General features: G+C 63.5%; 22 protein-coding genes. 2 read left to right on the forward strand and 20 right to left on the reverse strand.

The window, feature by feature from the left end:
• The first annotated feature begins 34 nt into the window (after positions 1-34).
• A complete protein-coding gene (locus RTCK_RS12745) occupies positions 35-1,123 on the forward strand; it encodes a TraB/GumN family protein (protein ID WP_142593053.1) in 1,089 nt (362 codons plus the stop codon).
• On the opposite strand, the gene RTCK_RS12750 is transcribed toward RTCK_RS12745, so the two are convergent.
• The 15 genes from RTCK_RS12750 to sdhC all read right to left on the reverse strand — a co-directional run bounded on the left by RTCK_RS12750 (position 1,120) and on the right by sdhC (position 17,447).
• Entirely contained in the window at positions 1,120-1,683 is a 564-nt protein-coding gene (locus RTCK_RS12750; RefSeq protein WP_142593054.1) for a cytochrome b, read from the reverse strand. The two genes, RTCK_RS12745 and RTCK_RS12750, sit on opposite strands and share 4 nt — an antisense overlap.
• A 114-nt stretch (positions 1,684-1,797) precedes the next feature.
• The gene (lpdA, locus tag RTCK_RS12755; RefSeq protein WP_142593055.1) at positions 1,798-3,204 is read right to left on the reverse strand and encodes a dihydrolipoyl dehydrogenase; all 1,407 of its coding nucleotides are present in this window, start codon (positions 3,202-3,204) and stop codon (positions 1,798-1,800) included.
• A gap of 56 nt (positions 3,205-3,260) precedes the next feature.
• Positions 3,261-3,902, reverse strand: coding sequence for a LysE family translocator (locus tag RTCK_RS12760; RefSeq protein WP_142593056.1), 642 nt, complete (start codon positions 3,900-3,902; stop codon positions 3,261-3,263).
• A gap of 11 nt (positions 3,903-3,913) precedes the next feature.
• A complete protein-coding gene (locus RTCK_RS12765; protein WP_142522674.1) occupies positions 3,914-4,327 on the reverse strand; it encodes an MAPEG family protein in 414 nt (137 codons plus the stop codon).
• A 24-nt stretch (positions 4,328-4,351) separates the two neighbouring features.
• The gene (gene odhB, locus RTCK_RS12770) at positions 4,352-5,578 is read right to left on the reverse strand and encodes a 2-oxoglutarate dehydrogenase complex dihydrolipoyllysine-residue succinyltransferase (RefSeq protein WP_142523023.1); all 1,227 of its coding nucleotides are present in this window, start codon (positions 5,576-5,578) and stop codon (positions 4,352-4,354) included.
• A 49-nt stretch (positions 5,579-5,627) separates the two neighbouring features.
• Complete coding sequence (locus RTCK_RS12775) at positions 5,628-8,624, reverse strand: 2-oxoglutarate dehydrogenase E1 component (protein ID WP_142593057.1); 2,997 nt, start codon at positions 8,622-8,624, stop codon at positions 5,628-5,630.
• Between the two features lie 198 nt (positions 8,625-8,822).
• Positions 8,823-9,728: a succinate--CoA ligase subunit alpha gene (gene sucD, locus RTCK_RS12780; RefSeq protein WP_142593058.1), complete on the reverse strand. Its 906-nt coding sequence runs from the start codon at positions 9,726-9,728 to the stop codon at positions 8,823-8,825.
• 18 nt (positions 9,729-9,746) lie between these two features.
• On the reverse strand, positions 9,747-10,940 hold the full coding sequence (gene sucC / locus RTCK_RS12785) for an ADP-forming succinate--CoA ligase subunit beta (RefSeq protein ID WP_142522671.1): 1,194 nt from the start codon (positions 10,938-10,940) through the stop codon (positions 9,747-9,749).
• A 31-nt stretch (positions 10,941-10,971) separates the two neighbouring features.
• Entirely contained in the window at positions 10,972-11,934 is a 963-nt protein-coding gene (gene mdh / locus RTCK_RS12790) for a malate dehydrogenase (RefSeq protein ID WP_142522670.1), read from the reverse strand.
• Between the two features lie 160 nt (positions 11,935-12,094).
• Entirely contained in the window at positions 12,095-13,273 is a 1,179-nt protein-coding gene (gene zapE / locus RTCK_RS12795; protein ID WP_142593059.1) for a cell division protein ZapE, read from the reverse strand.
• 28 nt (positions 13,274-13,301) lie between these two features.
• On the reverse strand, positions 13,302-13,826 hold the full coding sequence (locus tag RTCK_RS12800) for a protease inhibitor Inh/omp19 family protein (protein ID WP_142522668.1): 525 nt from the start codon (positions 13,824-13,826) through the stop codon (positions 13,302-13,304).
• A 177-nt stretch (positions 13,827-14,003) separates the two neighbouring features.
• Positions 14,004-14,783 carry a succinate dehydrogenase iron-sulfur subunit gene (locus tag RTCK_RS12805; protein ID WP_142522667.1) on the reverse strand — a complete coding sequence of 260 codons (780 nt, stop codon included), beginning with the start codon at positions 14,781-14,783 and terminating at the stop codon, positions 14,004-14,006.
• An 18-nt stretch (positions 14,784-14,801) separates the two neighbouring features.
• Positions 14,802-16,655 carry a succinate dehydrogenase flavoprotein subunit gene (gene sdhA / locus RTCK_RS12810; RefSeq protein WP_142522666.1) on the reverse strand — a complete coding sequence of 618 codons (1,854 nt, stop codon included), beginning with the start codon at positions 16,653-16,655 and terminating at the stop codon, positions 14,802-14,804.
• Positions 16,656-16,662: 7 nt separating this feature from the next.
• Complete coding sequence (gene sdhD / locus RTCK_RS12815; RefSeq protein WP_142522665.1) at positions 16,663-17,043, reverse strand: succinate dehydrogenase, hydrophobic membrane anchor protein; 381 nt, start codon at positions 17,041-17,043, stop codon at positions 16,663-16,665.
• 11 nt (positions 17,044-17,054) lie between these two features.
• Positions 17,055-17,447, reverse strand: a complete 393-nt coding sequence (gene sdhC / locus RTCK_RS12820) for a succinate dehydrogenase, cytochrome b556 subunit (RefSeq protein ID WP_142593060.1) — start codon at positions 17,445-17,447, stop codon at positions 17,055-17,057.
• Between the two features lie 282 nt (positions 17,448-17,729).
• Between sdhC and RTCK_RS12825 the strand changes: the two genes are divergently transcribed.
• A complete protein-coding gene (locus RTCK_RS12825; protein WP_142522663.1) occupies positions 17,730-18,083 on the forward strand; it encodes a hypothetical protein in 354 nt (117 codons plus the stop codon).
• Here RTCK_RS12825 and RTCK_RS12830 read toward each other — a convergent pair.
• The 5 genes from RTCK_RS12830 to tsaD are packed head-to-tail and all read right to left on the reverse strand — an operon-like array spanning position 18,080 to position 21,571.
• Positions 18,080-18,724 carry a class I SAM-dependent methyltransferase gene (locus RTCK_RS12830; protein WP_142522662.1) on the reverse strand — a complete coding sequence of 215 codons (645 nt, stop codon included), beginning with the start codon at positions 18,722-18,724 and terminating at the stop codon, positions 18,080-18,082. The two genes, RTCK_RS12825 and RTCK_RS12830, sit on opposite strands and share 4 nt — an antisense overlap.
• A 7-nt stretch (positions 18,725-18,731) precedes the next feature.
• On the reverse strand, positions 18,732-19,172 hold the full coding sequence (locus RTCK_RS12835; RefSeq protein WP_142522661.1) for an EVE domain-containing protein: 441 nt from the start codon (positions 19,170-19,172) through the stop codon (positions 18,732-18,734).
• 4 nt (positions 19,173-19,176) lie between these two features.
• Positions 19,177-19,470 carry a YciI-like protein gene (locus tag RTCK_RS12840; RefSeq protein WP_142522660.1) on the reverse strand — a complete coding sequence of 98 codons (294 nt, stop codon included), beginning with the start codon at positions 19,468-19,470 and terminating at the stop codon, positions 19,177-19,179.
• A 20-nt stretch (positions 19,471-19,490) separates the two neighbouring features.
• Entirely contained in the window at positions 19,491-20,477 is a 987-nt protein-coding gene (locus tag RTCK_RS12845) for an NAD(P)H-dependent glycerol-3-phosphate dehydrogenase (protein WP_142593061.1), read from the reverse strand.
• Positions 20,474-21,571, reverse strand: a complete 1,098-nt coding sequence (gene tsaD / locus RTCK_RS12850; RefSeq protein ID WP_142593062.1) for a tRNA (adenosine(37)-N6)-threonylcarbamoyltransferase complex transferase subunit TsaD — start codon at positions 21,569-21,571, stop codon at positions 20,474-20,476. Before tsaD ends, RTCK_RS12845 begins: the two co-directional genes overlap by 4 nt.
• Position 21,572 lies beyond the last annotated feature (1 nt).

A 21,572-nucleotide genomic window follows, 5' to 3' on the forward strand; every position in this document is an offset into this window, starting at 1 on the left:
GCCGATAAGGCTTCGGAGACATGGAACCGTTGACATGACGACATTCGCTTTCTCCGATCACCTCCGCGCACTCGCAAGCAAACTGCCCTCGCTCTGCCTGTGGCTGATGGCCGCCCTGCATCTCCTTGTGCTCCTCACCTTCCTTCTCGTGCTGTTCTCGCTTTCCCCGGCGATGGCGCAGGAGTGCCGGGGAGCCGATCTGCTCGAAAAACTGCGGGAGGATGATCCGCAACGCTACGCATCGGTCCTTGAAGAGGGACGCCAGGCGATCAACGGCCGCGGCCTGTTCTGGAAGATCGAGAAAAACGGGCTGCCGCCCTCCTACCTGCTGGGCACCATGCATGTGACGGACCCGCGCGTCCTGAAGATGCCGCCGGGTGCCGCCGAGGCACATGCTGCCGCCCGGACGATCGTGATCGAATCCGACGAGATCCTCGACGAGAGGAAGGGGATGGCCGCCATCCTGTCGAAGCCTGACCTGACCATGTTCACCGACGGCCGGTCGATCGAGACGCTTCTTCCCGCCGCGGACCTGGCCGATCTGGAAGAGGGTTTGAAGAAGCGCGGGCTCATTCTTTCCGCCGTTTCACGGATGAAGCCGTGGATGCTTGCCGGCTTCGTGGCGAGCTCCGCCTGTGAGACCGCACGCAAGTCGGACGGTGCGGTCTTTCTCGACAAGAAGCTTGCACTCGACGCCATAGCGGCCGGCAAGCCGGTAAAAGGGTTGGAAACACTCGAAGAGCAGCTGGCGGCTATGGCCGAAATGCCGATCGACTTTCACCTCCAGGCGCTGGTGGAAACCGTCCGGCTCGGCGACCGCATGGACGATGTCGTGGAGACGGTGACGAAACTCTATCTGTCGGAGGAGACGGGGCAGACAATCCCCGCGCTGAAGGCCCTCACCCCCACATCGACGGACGAGGACGAAAGCGCCTACGCCGCCTTCGAGAGCGCCGTCATCTCGAACCGCAACCACCGCATGGCGGAACGTGCCGCCCCTCTCCTTGCCGATGGTCCGGTCTTCCTAGCCGTCGGCGCCCTGCACCTGCCGGGCGAGGATGGCCTGGTGGAGCTCCTGCGCCAACAGGGTTTCACCGTCACCCGCGCCGGCCAAGCGGATTAGCCCACGGTCATCCGGCGCAGGACATTGGTCTTCCAGAGGAACTGATGCACGAGCGCTCCGGCGACGTGAAGCACGATCAGCAGGATCGTCAGGCCCTTCAACGGCCCCACATGCGGATCATGGGCGAAGCCGAGACCGAGATACTTGAAGGCGATGCCCGAGAGCGGCATGGCCAGCAGCACCGCATAGAGCCCGGCATGGGTGACCTTTGCAAGCAGCCTGAAGACCAGCGGCTCGCCTTCCGGCTCGGCCGGCGCTCCCCGCGTCACCCTCAGCCACAGGCGTGAGAAGGTCAGCGCGAGGATCAGGATACCGACGAGGAAGTGGGATTGCAGCAGGATGCCGGTCACGGCGTCGAGCCGTGGCACGTCGATTGGAGCGCCGCCCTCGGCAGCAGTCTCGGCCGCCTTCTGCGCGGCGGCGCGAACGGCCTTCATCTTGTCGAAGGCCCCGATGGAGGGGACGATGAACTGCCATGCGATCAGCAGCACGGTCACCCAGTGGATGGCCCGTTGCGCCCGTGAAAAGCTCACGGGATAAGCCTGGAATGAGGAGGCCATGGTCTTGATCCTTGTCAAAAGAGCAACAAAAACAATGACAAGGTAAAAGGCCGCGCCCTGCTGGACAAGGCGCGGCCCGGAAGATGGATAAGAATTAATCCCCGATTTGCGTTTTCACATGTGGAGGGGCTTGAAGAACGTGGCGAGGGCCGATTCCTTCACCGCTTCCGACATGGTCGGGTGCGCATGGCAGGTTCGGCCGAGGTCTTCAGACGAGCCGCCGAACTCCATCAGAACGGCAATCTCGTGGATCATCTCGCCCGCTCCGAAGCCGACGATATGGCCGCCGAGAACGCGGTCGGTCTCCTTGTCGGCGAGGATCTTCACGAAACCGTCGGTTACCTGCATCGCACGGGCGCGGCCGTTCGCGGTGAACGGGAACTTGCCGACCTTGTAGGCAACGCCCGACGCCTTCAGCTCTTCCTCGGTCTTGCCGACCGAGGCAACTTCCGGCTGCGTGTAAACCACGCCCGGAATGACGTCGTAGTTGACGTGCCCGTGCTGGCCGGCGAGGATTTCCGCGAGCGCAACACCCTCGTCTTCAGCCTTATGGGCGAGCATCGGTCCCTTCACCACGTCGCCGATCGCATAGATGCCGTCAACATTCGTCTTGTAGTGCCCGTCGATCTCGACGCGGCCGCGATTGTCGAGCGCCACACCCGCCTCTTCCAGACCGAGCCCGGTTGTGTAGGGCTTGCGGCCGGTGGAGATCAGCACGACGTCGGCCTCGACGCTGACGGCGTCGCCGCCCTTCACCGGCTCATAGGTGACCTTGGCGCCGGCGCCGGACTTCTCGACGCCCGTCACCTTGGCACCCAGGTTGAAGGTCATTCCCTGCTTGGCCAGCATGCGCTGGAACTGCTTGGATACCTCGCCATCCATGCCGCCGAGGATCGTGTCCAGGTATTCGACGACCGTCACCTTTGCGCCGAGACGCATCCAGACGGAACCGAGTTCCAGACCAATCACGCCGCCGCCGACGACTACGAGGTTCTGCGGCACCTTGTCCAGCGCGATCGCGCCGGTGGAGGAGACGATCACCTTCTCGTCGATCTCGACGTTGACGCCCGGAATGCCGGCAACGTCGGAGCCCGTCGCGATGACGATGTTCTTGGTCTCCAGCTCCTGCACCTTGCCGTCATCGCCGGTGACGGAGACCTTGCCGGCCGCGACGATCTTGCCGGTGCCGGTGAAGGCTTCGATCTTGTTCTTCTTGAACAGGAAGGCCACGCCGTCGACGTTGGACTTCACCGTCGCGTCCTTGTGCGCCATCATCTTCTCGAGATTGAGCCGTGGGGCTGCAACCTCGATGCCAAGCGAATCCAGGCCGTGCGCCGCGTGATGGAACATTTCCGACGCGTGCAGCAGTGCCTTCGACGGAATGCAGCCGACATTGAGGCAGGTGCCGCCATAGGTGGCGCGCTTCTCCACGACCGCGACCTTCAGGCCGAGCTGGGCCGCCTTGATGGCGCAGACGTAACCGCCAGGGCCGCTTCCGATTACGACAACATCATAAGCCATGTTCTAGATCCTAGTCCTGTTTCCGGCGTCACCCGCCGATACTTCGAGAATGGCCCTCAGGCCGCTTTTTCAGTCGCAAGCTTGATTCCGAGCGCAATGAACACCACGCCGCTGGTCCGGTCGATCCACTTGCTGGCGCGTGAGAACGCCGAACGCATGCGCGGCGTCGTCATGAACGCGCTCACGCCCACGAACCACAGAATGAGGCAGGTTGCCATCACCATGCCGTAGCCGAACTTGATCGCCATCGGCGTATGGGCGCTGACGACGGTCGAAAAGATCGACAGGAAGAAGAAGACCGCCTTCGGATTGAGTGCGTTGGCGGCGAAGCCGAGCATGAATGCCTTCGAAGCCGTCTGGCTTCGAACAGCGCCGGATTCGATCTCCGCCGAGATGGTGATCTCGGTCCTGCCGGCCCTCAGTGCCTTCACGCCGATGTAGATGAGATAGGCGACGCCCAGCCATTTTACGATGTTGAAGAGGTAGACCGACTGGGAAATGATCAGCCCGAGGCCGAGGATCGTGTAGGTGACATGGAACATCAGCGACGTGCCGATGCCGAAGCTCGTGATGATCGCCTGCCGCCGGCCATGCACCAGCGCCTGCCGCATCACCATGGCCAGGTCTGCGCCGGGCGACACGATGGCGAAGAAGAAGATGGCCATCAGCGAGATCAATTCGATGAAATAGGAGTGCATGACGTGATCTCTCAGAACAAAAGCGTGGCCATCATGACGACGAGGCCGACGATGCTCACCAGCCATGCAAGGGAGCGGATATAGGGAATGCCCGCCAGGTAGAGCGGGATATAGACGATGCGCGCGATGAGCCAGGTCCAGGCGCCTGCGACGCCGACACCTGACGGATCCCCAAAGAAAGCAAGCCCGAGGAGAAGGCCGATGAAGGCCGGGTAGGTCTCCTGGTAGTTGCTGGAGGCACGGCGCGCGCGCCCGGCAGCTGCATTCTTCGGCTGCCGTTCCTCGTCACGCGGCCCGGCATTCCAGGCAGATCCAAGCTCCCGCGTCGCGAGAAATCCCTGCAGCAGGATATGGAAGAGCAGCAGGATGACGCTTAAGACCAACAGGACCACGAGTTGGGCCGCGTTCGCCGATGCAGGTTCCATGCCGCTCTTCCCTGTTGTGACACCTTAGAGGTCGAGAACCAGGCGTTCCGGATCCTCCAGGCTTTCCTTGACGCGCACCAGGAAGGTGACGGCTTCCTTGCCGTCGACGATCCGGTGGTCGTAGGACAGCGCCAGATACATCATCGGACGAATGACGACCTGGCCGCCGATGGCGACCGGACGCTCCTGGATCTTGTGCATCCCGAGGATGCCGGACTGCGGCGCGTTCAGGATCGGCGAGGACATCAGCGAACCGTAGACGCCGCCATTGGAGATGGTGAAAGTACCGCCCTGCATGTCGGCCATGCCGAGCTGCCCGTCGCGGGCGGCCTTGCCGAGGCGGCCGATTTCCTTCTCGATCTCGGCGATCGACATCTGGTCGGCGTCACGTACGACCGGCACGACCAGCCCCTTGTCCGTCCCGACGGCGACGCCGATATGGCAGTAGTTCTTGTAGATGATGTCAGTGCCGTCGATCTCGGCGTTGACGGCCGGCAGTTCCTTCAGCGCATGGGTCACGGCCTTGGTGAAGAAGCCCATGAAGCCGAGCTTCACGCCGTGCTTCTTCTCGAACACGTCCTTGTAGCGGTTGCGCAGGTCCATGACCGCCTTCATGTCCACCTCGTTGTAGGTGGTCAGCATGGCGGCGGTGTTCTGGGCGTCCTTGAGGCGGCGCGCGATCGTTTGGCGCAGACGCGTCATCTTCACACGCTCTTCGCGAACCGCATCCTCGGTGGTGGAGGGAGCGCGGGCGGCTTTCGGAGCCTCGGCGGCGGCCGCCGGAGCGGAGACGCCCTTGGCGACGGCGGCAATCACATCGCCCTTCAGGACCTGACCGCGCTTGCCGGACCCTTCCACCTGATCGGCAGACAGATTGTTCTCGGACAGCATCTTGGCGGCAGCAGGTGCTGCGGGCATGTCGGAGGCGCCCTTGGTGACCGGTGCCGGCTCGGCGGTCTTCGCCGGAGCCGCTTCCGCGGCCTTGGCGGGAGCAGCCGGTGCAGCACCGGCAGCACCTTCGGCGATCTGGCCGAGAAGCGCGTCGAGCCCGACAGTCTCGCCGTTCTGGGCGACTATTTCCGTCAGAACGCCGGAAGCGGGCGCCGGGACCTCGACTGTGACCTTGTCGGTCTCCAGCTCAACCAGCGGCTCGTCCGCCTTCACGGTATCGCCGACTTTCTTGAACCAGGTGCCGACGGTTGCCTCACTGACGGACTCGCCGAGGGTAGGGACGCGGATTTCGGTGGCCATGGACTGTTTCCGTTTCTCTAGAATGTCGATCTTGTCGCTGGCGGCCAGATCAGCCGCCGAGCGCGTCTTCGAGGAATGCTTCAAGCTGGGCGAGGTGCTTCGACATCAGGCCCGTGGCTGGCGACGCCGCTGCCGGGCGGCCGGTGTAGCGGACGCGCTGGTACTTGGCATCGATATGCGCCAGCACCCACTCCAGATAGGGGTCGATGAACGCCCAGGAACCCATATTCTTCGGCTCTTCCTGGCACCAGACCATTTCCGCATTGCGGAAGCGGGACAGTTCGTTGATCAGCGCCTTTGCCGGGAACGGATAGAGCTGCTCGATGCGAAGCAGGTAGACATCGTCGATGCCGCGCTTCTCGCGCTCTTCCAGGAGGTCGTAATAGACCTTGCCGGTGCACATCACGACGCGGCGGATCTTGGCGTCCTTCTGCAGCTTGATCGGGCCGTCCTTGATGACTTCCGCATCGTCCCACAGCAGGCGATGGAAGGCAGATTCGCCGGCCATCTCCGCAAGTGTGGAGGTCGCCCGCTTGTGGCGCAGCAGCGATTTCGGCGTCATTAGGATCAGCGGCTTGCGGAAGTCACGCTTCACCTGGCGGCGCAGAATATGGAAGTAGTTTGCCGGCGTCGTGCAGTTCGCAACCTGCATGTTGTCCTCGGCACACATCTGCAGCCAGCGCTCCAGGCGGGCCGACGAATGCTCGGGTCCCTGACCTTCGTAGCCGTGCGGCAGCAGGCAGACGAGGCCGGACATGCGCAGCCACTTGCGCTCGCCCGACGAGATGAACTGGTCGAACACCACCTGCGCACCGTTGGCGAAGTCGCCGAACTGCGCTTCCCAGAGTGTCAGTGCATTCGGGCGCGCCAGCGAATAGCCATACTCGAATCCCAGCACCGCTTCCTCGGAGAGCATCGAGTTGATGACCTCGTAGCGCGCCTGGGTCGGCGACAGGTTGGCAAGCGGAATGTAGCGGTCTTCCGTCTCCTGATCGTAGAGCACGGAGTGACGCTGCGAGAAGGTACCGCGCTCGCAGTCCTGGCCCGAAAGCCGGATCTTCGTGCCTTCGACGGCAAGCGAACCGAATGCGAGCGCTTCCGCCATCGCCCAGTCAATCCCCTCGCCGGTCTCGATCATCTGCGCACGGTTTTCCATGAAGCGCTTGATCGTGCGGTGGGCATTGAAGCCGTCCGGGATGGTCGACAGCTTGCGGCCGATCTCCTTCAACTGCTTCATCGGCACGGAGGTCTTGCCGCGGCGTTGCTCGTCGGCGTTGTCGGCCGAGCGCAATCCGGACCAGACGCCGTCCAGCCAGTCGGCCTTGTTGGGCTTGTAGGTCTGGCCGGCCTCGAATTCCTGTTCCAGATGCGCGCGCCAATCGGCCTTCATCTTCTCGAATTCGCCGTCGGTGATCAGCCCCTCGGCGACCAGGCGATCCGCATAAAGCTGTGCCACCGTCTTGTGGGAGCGGATGACCTTGTACATCTTCGGCTGCGTGAACGCCGGCTCGTCGCCTTCGTTGTGGCCGAAGCGGCGATAGCAGAACATGTCCACGACCACCGGCTTGTGGAACTTCATCCGGTACTCGGTGGCGATCTTGGCGGCGTAGACGACCGACTCCGGATCGTCCCCGTTGACGTGGAAGATGGGCGCCTCGATCATCTTGGCGACGTCGGACGGGTAGGGCGACGAACGCGAATACGCCGGATTGGTGGTGAAGCCGATCTGGTTGTTGATGATGAAATGCATGGTACCGGCGACGCGGTGGCCGCGCAGGCCGGAAAGGCCTAGGATTTCAGCCACCACGCCCTGGCCCGCGAAAGCGGCGTCGCCGTGGAGAAGAAGCGGCAGCACCTTGGCCCGCTCCTTGAGCGGAATGATGTCGCCTTCCCAGACCTTGGCCAGCATGTCCTGCTTGGCGCGCGCCTTGCCCATGACGACCGGGTTGACGATCTCGAGGTGAGACGGGTTCGCAGTCAGCGACAGGTGCACCTTGTTGCCGTCAAATTCGCGGTCGGACGAGGCGCCGAGGTGGTACTTCACGTCGCCCGAACCTTCGACGTCGTCCGGCTTGAAGGAACCGCCCTTGAACTCATGGAAGACCGCGCGGTGGGGCTTGCCCATCACGTTGGTGAGCACGTTGAGGCGGCCGCGGTGAGCCATGCCGAGAACGATCTCTTCCAGACCGTCCTGGCCGCCCCGCTTGATGATCTGCTCCAGCGCCGGGATAAGCGATTCGCCGCCATCGAGGCCGAAGCGCTTCGTGCCCTTGAACCGGACGTCCAGGAACTGCTCGTAGCCTTCGGCTTCGACCAGCTTCTGGAGGATCGCCTTCTTGCCGTTCGGGGTGAACTCCACGCCCTTGTCCGGCCCCTCGATCCGCTCCTGGATCCACTGCTTCTCCTCGGGGTTGGAGATATGCATGAACTCCACACCCATCGTGGAGCAGTAGGTCCGCTTCAGGATGTCGAGCATTTCAGGGACCGTCGCGTATTCCAGCCCCAGCACGTTGTCGATGAAGATCTTGCGGTCGTAGTCCGCCTCGGTGAAGCCATAAGCCGTCGGCGAAAGCTCGTTATAGTCTTCGACCGGCACGGCAAGCCCGAGCGGATCGAGATTGGCATGCAGGTGGCCACGCATTCGGTAGGCGCGGATCATCATGATGGCGCGAACGGAATCGCGCGTGGCCTGCAGCACGTCGGCTTCGTTGACGGGCGTTCCCGTGGCTGCGGCAGCCGCCGCGGCCTTCGCCTTGACCTTGCCTTCGATAGCCTTCTCGACCACCGGCCAGTTGCCGTCGAGTGCGGCGACCAGATCGCCACCGGGCGTGACCGGCCAGTTCTTGCGCTGCCAGGAGGCGCCGGCGGCGGCCTTCTTCACATCCTCCGGATTGTCGGCCAAGGCCTTGAAGAAGGACTGCCATTCCGGACCCACCGAATTCGGGTCATCCTCATACCGGGCATAGAGTTGCTCGATATAGGAGGCATTGGCGCCGTCCAGGAAGGAGGTGATGAGAAACTGCTCGTTGGCTTCTTGCCGTGCCATGGTTTTTCGCGGACGCCGCGTCCGCCTCCTGACGTAATTGAAAGCCGGTGACTGGGCGCCGGCCACCGCCATCAAACTGCAATCGCCGGCGCAAGGCCGGCACACCGCGCCTACCGACGCTGAACCCGGGCAGGCGACGCATGTTCCTCGCCGCCTGCCCCAAGCGTATTCGATGCGTCAACGCATCGCTATGTGGCCTCAGCCCTTGAGGACTTCAACCAGAGTCTTGCCGAGGCGCGCTGGCGACGGCGAAACCTTGATGCCGGCCGCTTCCATTGCCGCGATCTTGGATTCCGCGTCACCCTTGCCGCCGGAGACGACGGCGCCGGCGTGGCCCATGGTGCGGCCCTTCGGGGCCGTGCGGCCCGCGATGAAGCCGGCCATCGGCTTCTTGCGGCCCTTCTTGGCTTCGTCGATCAGGAACTGCGCGGCATCCTCTTCGGCCGAACCACCGATTTCGCCGATCATGATGATCGACTGCGTCGCGTCGTCCGCGAGGAACATCTCCAGCACGTCGATGAACTCGGTGCCCTTGACCGGATCGCCGCCGATGCCGACGGCCGTGGTCTGGCCGAGGCCTTCGTTGGACGTCTGGAACACGGCCTCATAGGTGAGCGTGCCCGAGCGCGACACGATGCCGACCGAACCCTTGCGGAAGATCGAGCCCGGCATGATGCCGATCTTGCATTCTTCCGGCGTCAGGATGCCCGGGCAGTTCGGGCCGAGCAGGCGCGACTTGGACTTGTCGAGCTTGGCCTTGACCCGCACCATGTCCATGACCGGGATACCCTCGGTAATGCAGGTGATGAACGGAATCTCGGCTTCGATCGCCTCGATGATCGCGTCTGCGGCCCCTGCCGGCGGAACATAGATCACGGTCGCGTCTGCGCCCGTCTTTTCCCTGGCCTCAGCGACGGAGGTGAAGATCGGCAGCGAGGTGCCATCGACGCCGGACGACCACGATTCGCCACCCTTTTTGGGATGAACGCCGCCGACCATCTTGGTGCCGTAATAGGCAAGCGCCTGTTCGGTGTGGAAGGTACCGGTCTTGCCGGTCAGGCCCTGGACGATGACCTTGGTGTCTTTGTTGACGAGAATAGACATTCTTGCGGTCCTTCCGGGTTAGGCTTCGATCGCCGCGACGATCTTCTTCGCCGCGTCGTCAAGGTCGTCAGCCGCGGTGATCGCGAGGCCGGACTCGTTCAGGATCTTCTTGCCGAGTTCGACATTGGTGCCTTCCAGCCGCACGACGAGCGGAACCTTGAGGCCGACTTCCTGCACGGCCGCGACAACGCCCTCTGCGATAACGTCGCAGCGCATGATGCCACCGAAGATATTGACGAGGATGCCTTCCACCTTGGGATCGGCAGTGATGATCTTGAAGGCTGCCGCCACCTTCTCCTTGCCAGCGCCCCCGCCGACGTCGCAGAAGTTCGCCGGCTCCTTGCCGTAGAGCTTGATGATGTCCATCGTCGCCATGGCGAGACCGGCGCCGTTCACCATGCAGCCGATATTGCCGTCGAGCGCCACGTAGGCGAGGTCCCACTTGGAGGCCTCGATTTCCTTGGCGTCTTCCTCGGTCTCGTCGCGCAGCGCCTTGACGTCGTCGTGGCGGAACAGCGCATTACCGTCGAAGGAAACCTTGGCATCGAGCACGCGCAGGTGACCGTTCTGCATGACGATCAGCGGGTTGATCTCGAGCAGCGACATGTCCTTCTCGGAGAAGGCCTTGTAGAGGATCGGGAAGAGCGACTTCGCATCTTCGGCGGCCGCACCTTCGAGTTCCAGCGCCTTGGAGATCTTCGCCACGTCGTCGGCGGTGACGCCGGCTTCCGGATCGATGGCGATCGTATGGATCTTCTCCGGGGTATCGTGGGCGACGGCCTCGATGTCCATGCCGCCCTCGGTGGAGACGACGAAGGCAACGCGGCCGACCGAGCGGTCGACCAGCAGCGAGCAATAGAGTTCGCGGGCAATGTCGGCGCCGTCTTCGATATAGAGACGGTTGACCTGCTTGCCGGCCTCGCCGGTCTGGGCGGTCACCAGAGTGTTGCCCAGCATGTCCTTGACGTTGGCCACGACCTCGTCGACCGACTTGGCGAGGCGCACGCCCCCCTTGGCATCGGGACCGAGTTCCTTGAACTTGCCCTTGCCGCGGCCGCCGGCATGGATCTGGCTCTTGACCACATAGAGCGGGCCAGGAAGCGACTTGGCCGCAGCCTCGGCCTCTTCGGCCTTCATGATGGCCACGCCTTCCGCGACCGGCGCGCCGTAGCTCTTGAGCAGAGCCTTGGCCTGGTATTCATGGATGTTCATCAGCTTGTCCTTGGATGGTTGGCTGGTGCGATTACTTGAGCGCAGGAGCGATGTTGATGCAGGCTTCGCAGAGGCCTGCGACCGCGCCGACCGACTTCTGGAAGGCGGCTTCCTCGTCCTTGTTGAACTCGACCTCGATGACGCGTTCGACACCGCCTGCGCCGATGACGGTCGGCACGCCGACATACATGTCCTTCACGCCGTACTGGCCGGTCAGGTGAGCGGCGACGGGCAGGACGCGCTTCTTGTCCTTGAGATAGGACTCGGCCATCTCGATCGCAGAAGCGGCCGGAGCATAGTAAGCGGAGCCGGTCTTGAGCAGGCCGACGATCTCGGCGCCGCCGTCACGGGTGCGCTGGATGATCTGCTCCAGGCGCTCCTGGGTGGTCCAGCCCATCTTGACGAGGTCGGTGAGCGGAATGCCGGCGACCGTCGAGTAGCGGGCAAGCGGCACCATGGTATCGCCGTGGCCGCCGAGAACGAACGCCGTGACGTCCTGGACGGAGACGTTGAATTCCTCGGCGATGAACAGGCGGAAGCGCGCGGAGTCGAGAACGCCGGCCATGCCGACCACCATGTTCTTCGGCAGGCCGGAGAACTTCTGCAGCGCCCAGACCATGGCGTCGAGCGGATTGGTGATGCAGATGACGAAAGCGTTCGGGGCGTATTTCTTGATGCCCGCGCCAACCTGTTCCATGACCTTCAGATTGATGCCGAGCAGGTCGTCGCGGCTCATGCCCGGCTTTCGGGCGACGCCGGCGGTGACGATGCAGACATCAGCGCCCTCGATCGCGGCATAATCGCTGGCACCGGTCAGCTTGGCGTTGAAGCCTTCGACCGGAGACGACTGGGCGATGTCGAGGCCTTTGCCCTGCGGGATGCCGTCGGCGATGTCGAACAGGACGATGTCGCCGAGTTCCTTCAGGCCGGCCAGGTGGGCCAGCGTGCCGCCGATCATTCCGGAACCGATGAGTGCGATCTTTTTGCGCGCCATAAAAGCTTCCTCTCGCGATCAAAACCTTGGCCGACACGGCTTGCCGCCCGCCAATGTGCCCCACGCCATACCCACAACTGCCGAAATTGGCAACTGCTTCTTTCGACCACAGATTTTTCAATCGGTTAGATCATAAAATTCTTACGTAAACGTAAGAATTTTATGGCAATGTCACGGAAGCCTCCCCGTGTCGGCTATGATGCAGTGCCGCATAGTCCGCGCTCCGCATCTCGAAAAGCCGCGACACGGTCCGGTCGAATTCGAAGCCTTCGGTGCCCCGTTTCGCCGTCAGCAGATGCTCCGGCGGGGATGCGGCGGAGATGTAGAGGCGGATCGCATTGTCGTAGAGCGTGTCGACAAGATTGATGAACCGCTTAGTTTCGTTGCGTTTTTCCGGCCCGAGTTGCGGCACGCGCTCTAGGAAGATAGAATCGAAACGCTCCGCGATGGCGAGGTAGTCGGCCGCACCGAGCGGCCGCTCGCACAGGTCGGCGAAGGAAAAACGGGCGATACGTCCGGCAGCCGAGGGCACATGGATGGAGCGGCCCTTCCTGGGCACCTCGGCAGGCCCCGCCCGTGCGCCATCCGTCACCTGATGCCAGGCCGCCTCCATGGTGGCATCCGCCTGGGGGCCGAGCGGGGTGACATAGACCGGCAGGTTCGCAAGCTTCTGCATGCGGTAATCGGTATCGGAATCCAGCGTCGTGACCTCGACATGCCGGCGCAGGAGGTCGATGAACGGCAGGAAGAGGCCTCTGTTCAGCCCGTCCTTGTAAAGATTTTCAGGCGCGACGTTGGAGGTGGCGATCAGGACGCAGCCGAGCGAGAACAGTTCCGTGAACAGCCGTGCGAGGATCATCGCGTCGGTGATGTCGGTGACGGAGAACTCGTCGAAGCAGAGAAGCTCCGCCTCGGCATAGATCGAGGCCGCCACCGCGGGGATCGGATCCGGGTCCCGTACCTCACCGTTCTTCACCTTCATACGATGCTCATGGACGCGCCCGTGCACGTCAGCCATGAACTCGTGGAAATGGGCGCGCCGCTTCCGGTCAGCCGGCGCCTTCCTGAAAAACATCTCCATGAGCATGGTCTTGCCGCGCCCGACACTGCCATGGACATAAAGTCCCTGGATCGGCTTCGGCTTGCCGCTACCTTTGGCGAACAGCCAGCCGAGCGCGCTCTTCTTCTTGGCGGGGCGGGCATCGCGGAGATCGGCCAGAACCCGATCGAGCTTCGCGCCGACCGCAAACTGTGCCCTGTCCGCCTGCAACGTTCCGGCTGCGGCAAGCGCTTTCAGCTCTTCTACGACGCTGTGCGTGTAGTCGGGTATGGCTTCCATGGCCGGGGACGGCGCTCCGGTCTGCCGATCAGCGGCTCAGGCTGACGGATTGTCCGGAATTGGTGGTACCGTCAAACCGGTTCTCGGCGGTCTTGTAGACCCGGCCGATCGTATTGCCCGACCGGTCCTTGAACTGGACCATCTTGCCAGAGACTTCCCACGACCCCATGGTGGTCAGTTCGCCGGCGCAACCACGGGTACCGCCGCGCGAGCCGCTGCCCAGATTGGTGAGCGTCAGGAACATGTCGCAGGATGAACCCGCATACGAGACCCGCCAGTTGCCGACCATCTGCTCCTTCGTGACGTCGAGCGCAGTGGCCGGCGCTGCCGATGCATTCGGATCGAGCGCGGCGGTCTGCTGTTGAGGAGCGGAGGGGAACTGGCCAGCGCCTCCGGGAGGCGGAAGCTGGTTCGACTGAACGGAAGGAACGGGCTGGGCCTGAAGCGGCGCCGGCTGCGACGGAAGATTGTCGTAGGGGCTGTAGGAGGTGCGCTGGCAACCGGCTAGGGACATGGCGACCATCAAGCCCGTTGCGACATACCTGAACTGCATCACTTCACTCCGATCTCTGCCTGTTTGCCCGTAACTATCGATGAAAGACGGCCGAATTATCGCGAACAACCGTGCCAAATCAAGACGGCGCGGGATTGCCCCATCATCCCGTGCCCATGTAGGTCAACATGGAACAGCGGGGGCGAACATCAAGCGCTATCCGCCCTCCGCCCGCCGTTAGACGCGGCGTTCGACCATCATCTTCTTGATTTCGGCGATGGCCTTGGCGGGGTTCAATCCCTTCGGACAGGTCTGCGCACAGTTCATGATCGTGTGGCAGCGATAGAGACGGAACGGGTCCTCGAGGTTGTCGAGACGCTCGCCCTTGGCCTCGTCGCGCGAATCGATGAGCCAGCGATAGGCCTGGAGCAGGACAGCCGGGCCGAGGTAACGGTCGCCGTTCCACCAGTAGCTGGGACAGGAGGTCGAGCAGCAGGCGCAGAGGATGCACTCGTAGAGGCCGTCGAGCTTCAGCCGGTCCTCATGGCTCTGCTTCCACTCCTTCGCAGGCGGAGGCGAAACCGTCTTCAGCCACGGTTCGATCGAACGGTGCTGGGCATAGAAGTTCGTCAGGTCCGGCACGAGGTCCTTCACGACCGGCATGTGCGGCAGCGGGTAGACCTTCACGGTGCCGCTGATGTCGTCCATGCCCTTGGTGCAGGCCAGCGTGTTCGAGCCGTCGATGTTCATCGCGCAGGAACCGCAGATGCCCTCGCGGCAGGAGCGGCGCAGCGTCAGCGTCGGGTCGATGTTGTTCTTGATGTAGAGAAGACCATCGAGAACCATCGGGCCGCAGTCGTCGATATCGACGTAGTAGGTATCGATGCGCGGGTTCTGGCCGTCGTCCGGATTCCACCGGTAGATCCGGTATTCGCGGACGTTCGCTGCCCCTTCGGGCTTCGGCCAGACCTTGCCTTCGGTGATCTGGGAATTCTTCGGGAGGGCGAGTTCAACCATGTCCGGTTCCTCTCGGGATCAGTAGACGCGGGCCTTGGGCTCGATCTTGGCGGGATCGATGCCGTCGGCGATGAGTTCCGTATGAACCGGGCGGTAGTCGAGCTTCACGTCGCCGGCTTCGTTGACCCAGGCAAGCGTGTGCTTGCGCCAGTTCACGTCGTCGCGGCCGCCGAACGGGCCTTCCGTATAATCCTCGCGGGCGTGGGACCCGCGGCTTTCCTTGCGTGCTTCCGCGCCGTAGACCGTTGTGATGGCGTTCGCCATCAGGTTCTCCAGTTCCAGCGTCTCGACGAGATCCGAGTTCCAGATCATCGAGCGGTCGGTGACCTTGATGTCCTTCAGTTCGCCCCAGATCGCCGACATGCGGCGGCAGCCCGATTCGAGCGACTCCTGCGTCCGGAAGACGGCCGCGTCTTCCTGCATCGTGCGCTGCATCTTGTCGCGCAGCACCGCCGTCGGCGTGCCGCCGTTCGCGTTCCGCATGCGGTCGAAGCGATCCATGATCTTGTCGCAGGCTGCCGTATTGAGCGCCGGAACAGGCTCGGCCTTGTCGATGACCTGACCCGCGCGGATGGCCGCGGCGCGGCCAAAGACGACGAGGTCGATCAACGAGTTGGAGCCAAGGCGGTTAGCGCCGTGCACCGAAGCACAGCCGGCCTCCCCGACCGCCATCAGGCCGGGCGCGATCCGTTCCGGATTGTTTCCGTCGGCGTTTAGCACCTCGCCCCAGAAGTTCGTCGGGATACCGCCCATATTGTAGTGCACGGTCGGCAGGACCGGGATCGGCTCGCGCGTCACATCGACGCCCGCGAAAATCTTGGCGCTCTCGGAAATCCCCGGCAGACGTTCGTGAAGAACGGCCGGATCGAGATGGTCGAGATGCAGGAAGATATGGTCCTTGTTCTTGCCGACGCCGCGGCCTTCGCGGATTTCCATCGTCATGCAGCGGGAAACCACGTCGCGCGACGCCAGGTCCTTGGCGGACGGCGCATAGCGCTCCATGAAGCGCTCGCCTTCCGAGTTGACGAGATAGCCGCCTTCGCCGCGCGCTCCCTCGGTGATCAGACAGCCTGAGCCGTAGATGCCGGTGGGGTGGAACTGGACGAACTCCATGTCCTGCAGCGGCAGGCCGGCGCGAGCGATCATGCCGCCGCCGTCACCCGTGCAGGTGTGCGCCGAGGTGGCCGAGAAATAGGCGCGGCCGTAGCCGCCGGTCGCCAGCACCACCATCTTGGCGGCGAAGCGATGGATCGTCCCATCATCCAGATTCCAGGCCACGACGCCGGTGCAGCGGCCATCGTCCGACATGATCAGGTCGAGCGCGAAGTATTCGATGAAGAATTCCGCATTGTTGCGCAGCGACTGGCCATAGAGCGTATGCAGGATCGCATGGCCGGTACGGTCTGCGGCGGCGCAGGTGCGCTGCACCGGGGGACCGGCGCCGAAGTTCTGCATGTGGCCGCCGAACGGCCGCTGGTAGATCTTGCCTTCCTCGTTGCGCGAGAAGGGGACACCGTAATGCTCGAGTTCGTAGACCGCCTTCGGCGCTTCCATGGCGAGGTATTGCATCGCATCGACGTCGCCCAGCCAGTCGGAGCCCTTGACGGTGTCGTAGAGGTGCCACTGCCAGCAGTCCGGCGTCATGTTCTGGAGCGACGCGGCAATACCGCCCTGGGCGGCGACCGTATGCGAGCGGGTCGGGAACACCTTGGTGATGCAGGCCGTCTTGAAACCCTGCTCTGCCATACCGAGCGTCGCCCGCAGGCCCGCGCCGCCCGCACCGACGACGATCACGTCATAGGAATGGTCGACATAGGTATAGGCCTTGCCGGCCTGAGATGTTCCTTGAGCGATGGGAGTGATCGATGCCATGGCGGGATTATCCTGCAAATGCGATTTTCAGGACGGCGATAAGACAGAGACCGCCGATCAGAAGGGAGAAGGAGGCATTGAGGATGAGGAGCACGACCTTCACCCCCTCATTGTGAATATAGTCCTGGATGACCTCCTCCATGCCGAGGCGCATGTGGACGACCGTCGCCAGGACCGTCAGCGCATTGATGGCCGCCACGAAGGGATTGGCCAGCGCGCCGACGACCTCTGCATAGGGGCGGCCCACATACATGATCAGGAAGACGACATAGAAGAGAACGAGCGGCACGAGCGCGACGGAGGTCGTGCGGACTTTCCAGAAGTGATCGGTGCCGCTCTTGGCGGAGCCAAGACCACGAACCTTGCCGAGGGGGGTACGCATATCCATGAACTTCCTCCTCAGCGAACCAGGATCACGACGAGCCAGACCAGGACCGTCAGGGCGATGGAGCCGGCCAGGTTGGCCTTGGCGAGCCTCGTGGCGAATTCCTTCTCGAAGCCGTATCCGAGGTCCCACATGATGTGGCGAAGGCCGCCCAGCAGGTGATGCAGCAGCGCCCAGGTAAAACCGAACAGTATGATCTGGCCGACCAGCGATCCGAACAGCGCATTGGCCTGGTTGAAGGCCTCCTCACCGGAGGCCGCGGCGATCAGCCAGGCGGCAACCAGGATCATGCCGAAATAGAGCGCGCCGCCCGTTATGCGGTGCATGATCGACATGGCCATGGTGGGGATGAATCTGTAGACCTGCAGATGCGGCGACAGGGGCCGGTTTTTTGTCACATTCGCCATCAGGACCTCGCGGCGTTGAAGCGTCTCCGGGCCTTGCACCCGCCAATGCACCATGCCGAAGAAATGTGCATTGCATCAATCAGCGTGGTTTAATGCCCGATATACCCTACGACAAGCGATTTCAAACGGATTTCAAATTTAAATCGATTGGGGCCGAAACCCTTCAATCTCCGCTTCTTGCGCCCTGCGGATTAACCAAATCCTGCATCAGCCCCACAGCCTTGGCGACTCCCTAGGGCAAGTGTGTTAACCTTCCGTTAATGCTTGAAGTGGAGGGTCATGATGACCGGGAAACGCTTGGCCTTGCGTGCCTTTTTGTGCTCCGTCGCCGCGGCTGCGGCCTGGCCTGCCGCGGCAGGGGACGGCTGGAACAGTTCCGCGCGGGGCTCCGGCTATCACCATTATTACAGGGCAGCCCCCTCCATCGGCTACACTAGCCCGGTCACGCGAATACCGCGGGTAGGCACCTTCAGCCGGTCGGTCTGGGTCGTCGACCCCAATCGCCTGAAGTCTCGGGCGCCGATGCTGCGGCCCAAAGCCACCATCATCCATGTCGGCGACGGGTTGAGGCTGAACGGTTTCAAGAACCCCTGCTCCTACGAGGCCGGCGTCTGCGTTATCCGCGCCAATAACTAGACGAACCGCCAGACCGTGGTCTTCTTGACCTCGCTGTCTTCCAGCGCCCGTGTCACCGGCACCTCGTAGACGGCAAGCGCCTCGAGGCAATCCTTCGGAAGATAGCTCCGTCCCGGATCACCCGCCAGGATAACAATGCCGTGTCCGGTGAGTGTCTTGAACCAGGGCAGCAGCGCCTGGGCGAAGTCCCTGTCGTAGAACACGTCGCCGGCGAGAACCGTGTCAGCGTCCACGACCGAACCGGTCAGGTCGCGGCCGGTGAAAGCGACCTCCACTCCGTTTGCAGCCGCATTGAGGGCAACGGCCTCGGCGGCCCAGCGGTCGATGTCGGCAGCCAGAACGTCCCTTGCGCCCGCCATACGCGCGGCGATCGCCACCAGCCCCGAGCCCGTGGCGAAATCCAGGACCCTTCTTCCCCGCACCGTTTCCGGATGATCCAGGATGTGGCGCGCCAGTCCCTGTCCGCCTGCCCAGGCGAAGGCCCAGAAGGGCGGCGGCAGCCCGATCTCCTCCAGTTCCTCCTCCGTCTTCTGCCAGAGATCATGCGCCTCGTCGGCAAGATGCAGCCGGATCTCCGGCACGTGCGGCGGTACCTGCAGCGTCGTGTTGTCGAGGATGAAGCGACGAGGCTCTGTCTTCACTGTGGTCTCAGCCGGGCGAACGGGGCGGGTTGTCCAGGCCGCCGAGGCGGCAGATCTCGGCATATTCCTCGTCCGTCACCGGCTGCACGGACAGGCGCATCGACGTCACCAGCGACATTTTCTCGAACGCCGGGTTGGCCTTGATGTCCTTGAGCGTCACAGGCTTCGGTATGTCGCACACGGCGCGGATGTCGACGCAGTCCCAGCGCGCGTCATCTCCCGCCGTCGAATCCGGATGGCTGAGTGCGCACACCTCGACGATCCCGACGATCTCCAGCCCCTCGTTGGAATGGTAGAAGAAGCCCTTGTCGCCGAGCTTCATGGCCCGCATGTTGTTGCGGGCCTGGTAGTTGCGGACGCCCGTCCACTCTTCGCCGGCCTCGCCCTTGGCCTTCTGCATTTCCCAGGACCAGACATTCGGCTCGGACTTGAAAAGCCAGTATGCCATCGCCTCAGGCCTCCGGCTTGTTGAAGACCCAGTTATAGGGCTTCACCTCGACCTTTTCGAAAAGACCCGCCTGATAATACGGATCGGCCTCGGCAAGCGCTCTCGCGGCAGCCATGTCTTCCGCCTCGACGATCACCAGGCTGCCGTTCGGCTTGCCTTCGTCGTCCAGGAACGGCCCCGCCATCTTCAGCGTGCCTTCGGCATTGAGCTTGTTGAGGTGATCGAGATGCGCCGGGCGCGTATCCATCCGCACGTTGAGGTGGCCGGGCTTGTCGGTGCAAAGAAATGCGAACAGCATCGAAATGTCTCTTCCTTCAGTTATTCCGTGGTGATCGGGCGCGTCATCAGTTGTTCGACCGCAGCCGGGATCGCGAGCCTTCCCGCGATGATATCGGCAACGGCATTGGTGATCGGCAGGTCCACGCCCTGCTTCTTCCCCAGCTCGGCGGCGACGGCGGCGGCATGGGCGCCCTCGACCAGATCGCCACTACCGCCGTTATGGGCCTGGCTGCCGAGGGCAATGCCGTAGCGAAGGTTGCGGGACTGGTGGCTGGTGCCCGTGAGGACGAGATCGCCCAGCCCCGACAGCCCGCGCACGGTCTCCGCACGTCCGCCCATCCGGTCCACGAGGCGGGACATCTCGGCCAGCCCGCGGGAGATGAGCGCTGCCCTGGCGGATTCGCCCAGCCCCGCACCTTCAACGATCCCGCAGGCTATAGCCAGCACGTTCTTCAGCGCTCCGCCCAGCTGGACTCCCGTACGGTCGGTGGATGCGTAGAGCCTGAACGTCCGGGTCGAAAGGGTTTGCGCAAGCGTTTCCGCGAGATCCGTGTCGCTCGCGGCGATCGTCATCGCCGTCGGCAGCCCGCGGGCGATATCCGCGGCGAAGCCGGGTCCGCTGAGGGCGGCAGCGGGCCGCCCGTGCAGTTCCCGTTCCAGGACCTCGGTCAGCAATGCTCCGGAGGTGCGCTCCAGCCCCTTGGCACAGGTGACGACCGCGGCCTGGCGCGCGAGATAGGGAGCATAATGCCGGGCGGCATCGGCTTGTGCCTGTGAGGGCATGGCAAAAAGAACGAACACAGCCTCCGATACGGCGTCGGGCTCTGCCGAAAACTCCAGCACATCCGGCAACGGGACGCCCGGCAGCGAGCCGTCATGGGATCGCAGATCCCGCAGGTCGCTCATCAGGATCGGATTGCGGCCGACCAGCGTCACCCTCAGGCTCTCCTGCAGGGCCATGACGGCCGCAAGCGCGGTGCCGAAGGCGCCCGCTCCGATGACGACGACATTCTGACGGACGCTCATGCCTTTGCCCCCCGCTTGCCCGAACCCAGCATAGTCTGCGCGCTCATGTCGAGCGGCCAGCGCGACCGCGGCTGCACGTCGAGCGGATCGGACGGAAGCTCTGCCGCCATACGCTCCAGTCCCGCCCAGGCGATCATCGCCGCGTTGTCGGTGCAGAGCCGCATCGGCGGCGCGATGAAGCGGAAGCCGTGTTCGATGCAGAGAGCCTGCAGCGTCCGGCGGATCTCGTCATTGGCCGCCACCCCGCCGGCGACCACCAGCGCGGGCTGCACATCCACATCCGCATACTCGCCCCGGAAGCGGGCCAGTCCACGGCCGATGCGGTCCTGCAGCGTCCGCGAGACCGCCTTCTGGAACGAGGCGCAGATGTCGGCGACATCCTGGTCACTCAGAGGCGCGATTTCGGTCGCCGCCTGCCGGACGGCGGTCTTGAGCCCGGAGAAGGAAAAGTCCAGCCGGGCCTCGCCCACCAGCGGACGCGGCAGCTTGAAGCGGTCCGGATCGCCCTTGAGGGCCGCCCGTTCCACCGCCGGACCGCCCGGATAGGGAAGCCCCAGCAGCTTCGCTGTCTTGTCGAACGCCTCGCCGAGCGCATCGTCGATCGTGGTGCCCCAGCGCTCGTATTCGCCCACCCCGCGCACCAGGATGAGCTGCGTGTGGCCACCGGAAACGAGCAGCATCAGATAGGGAAAGGGCAGGCCGTCCGTCAGGCGCGCCGTCAGCGCGTGTCCCTCGAGATGGTTGATCGCAAAGAGGGGCTTGTTCGTCACCCTGGCGATCGCCTTGCCGGTCATCAGTCCTACGATCAGCCCGCCGATCAGCCCGGGGCCGGAGGTGGCCGCCACGGCATCGATCTCCGGCAGCGAGACCTTTGCCTGCTCAAGTGCCTCCTGGATCAGCCCGTCCAGCGCCTCCACATGGGCGCGGGCGGCGATCTCGGGTACGACGCCGCCGAAGGCGCTGTGCTCCTCGAGCTGCGACAAAACGACGTCCGACAGGATTTCGCCACGCCCGTCGGGATGCCGCACGACCACGGAAGCCGCGGTTTCGTCGCAGCTTGTTTCGATGCCGAGGATGCGGAGAAAGGGCGCCATG

Source organism: Pseudorhizobium endolithicum (assembly GCF_902153245.2).
GTDB lineage: Bacteria > Pseudomonadota > Alphaproteobacteria > Rhizobiales > Rhizobiaceae > Neorhizobium > Neorhizobium endolithicum.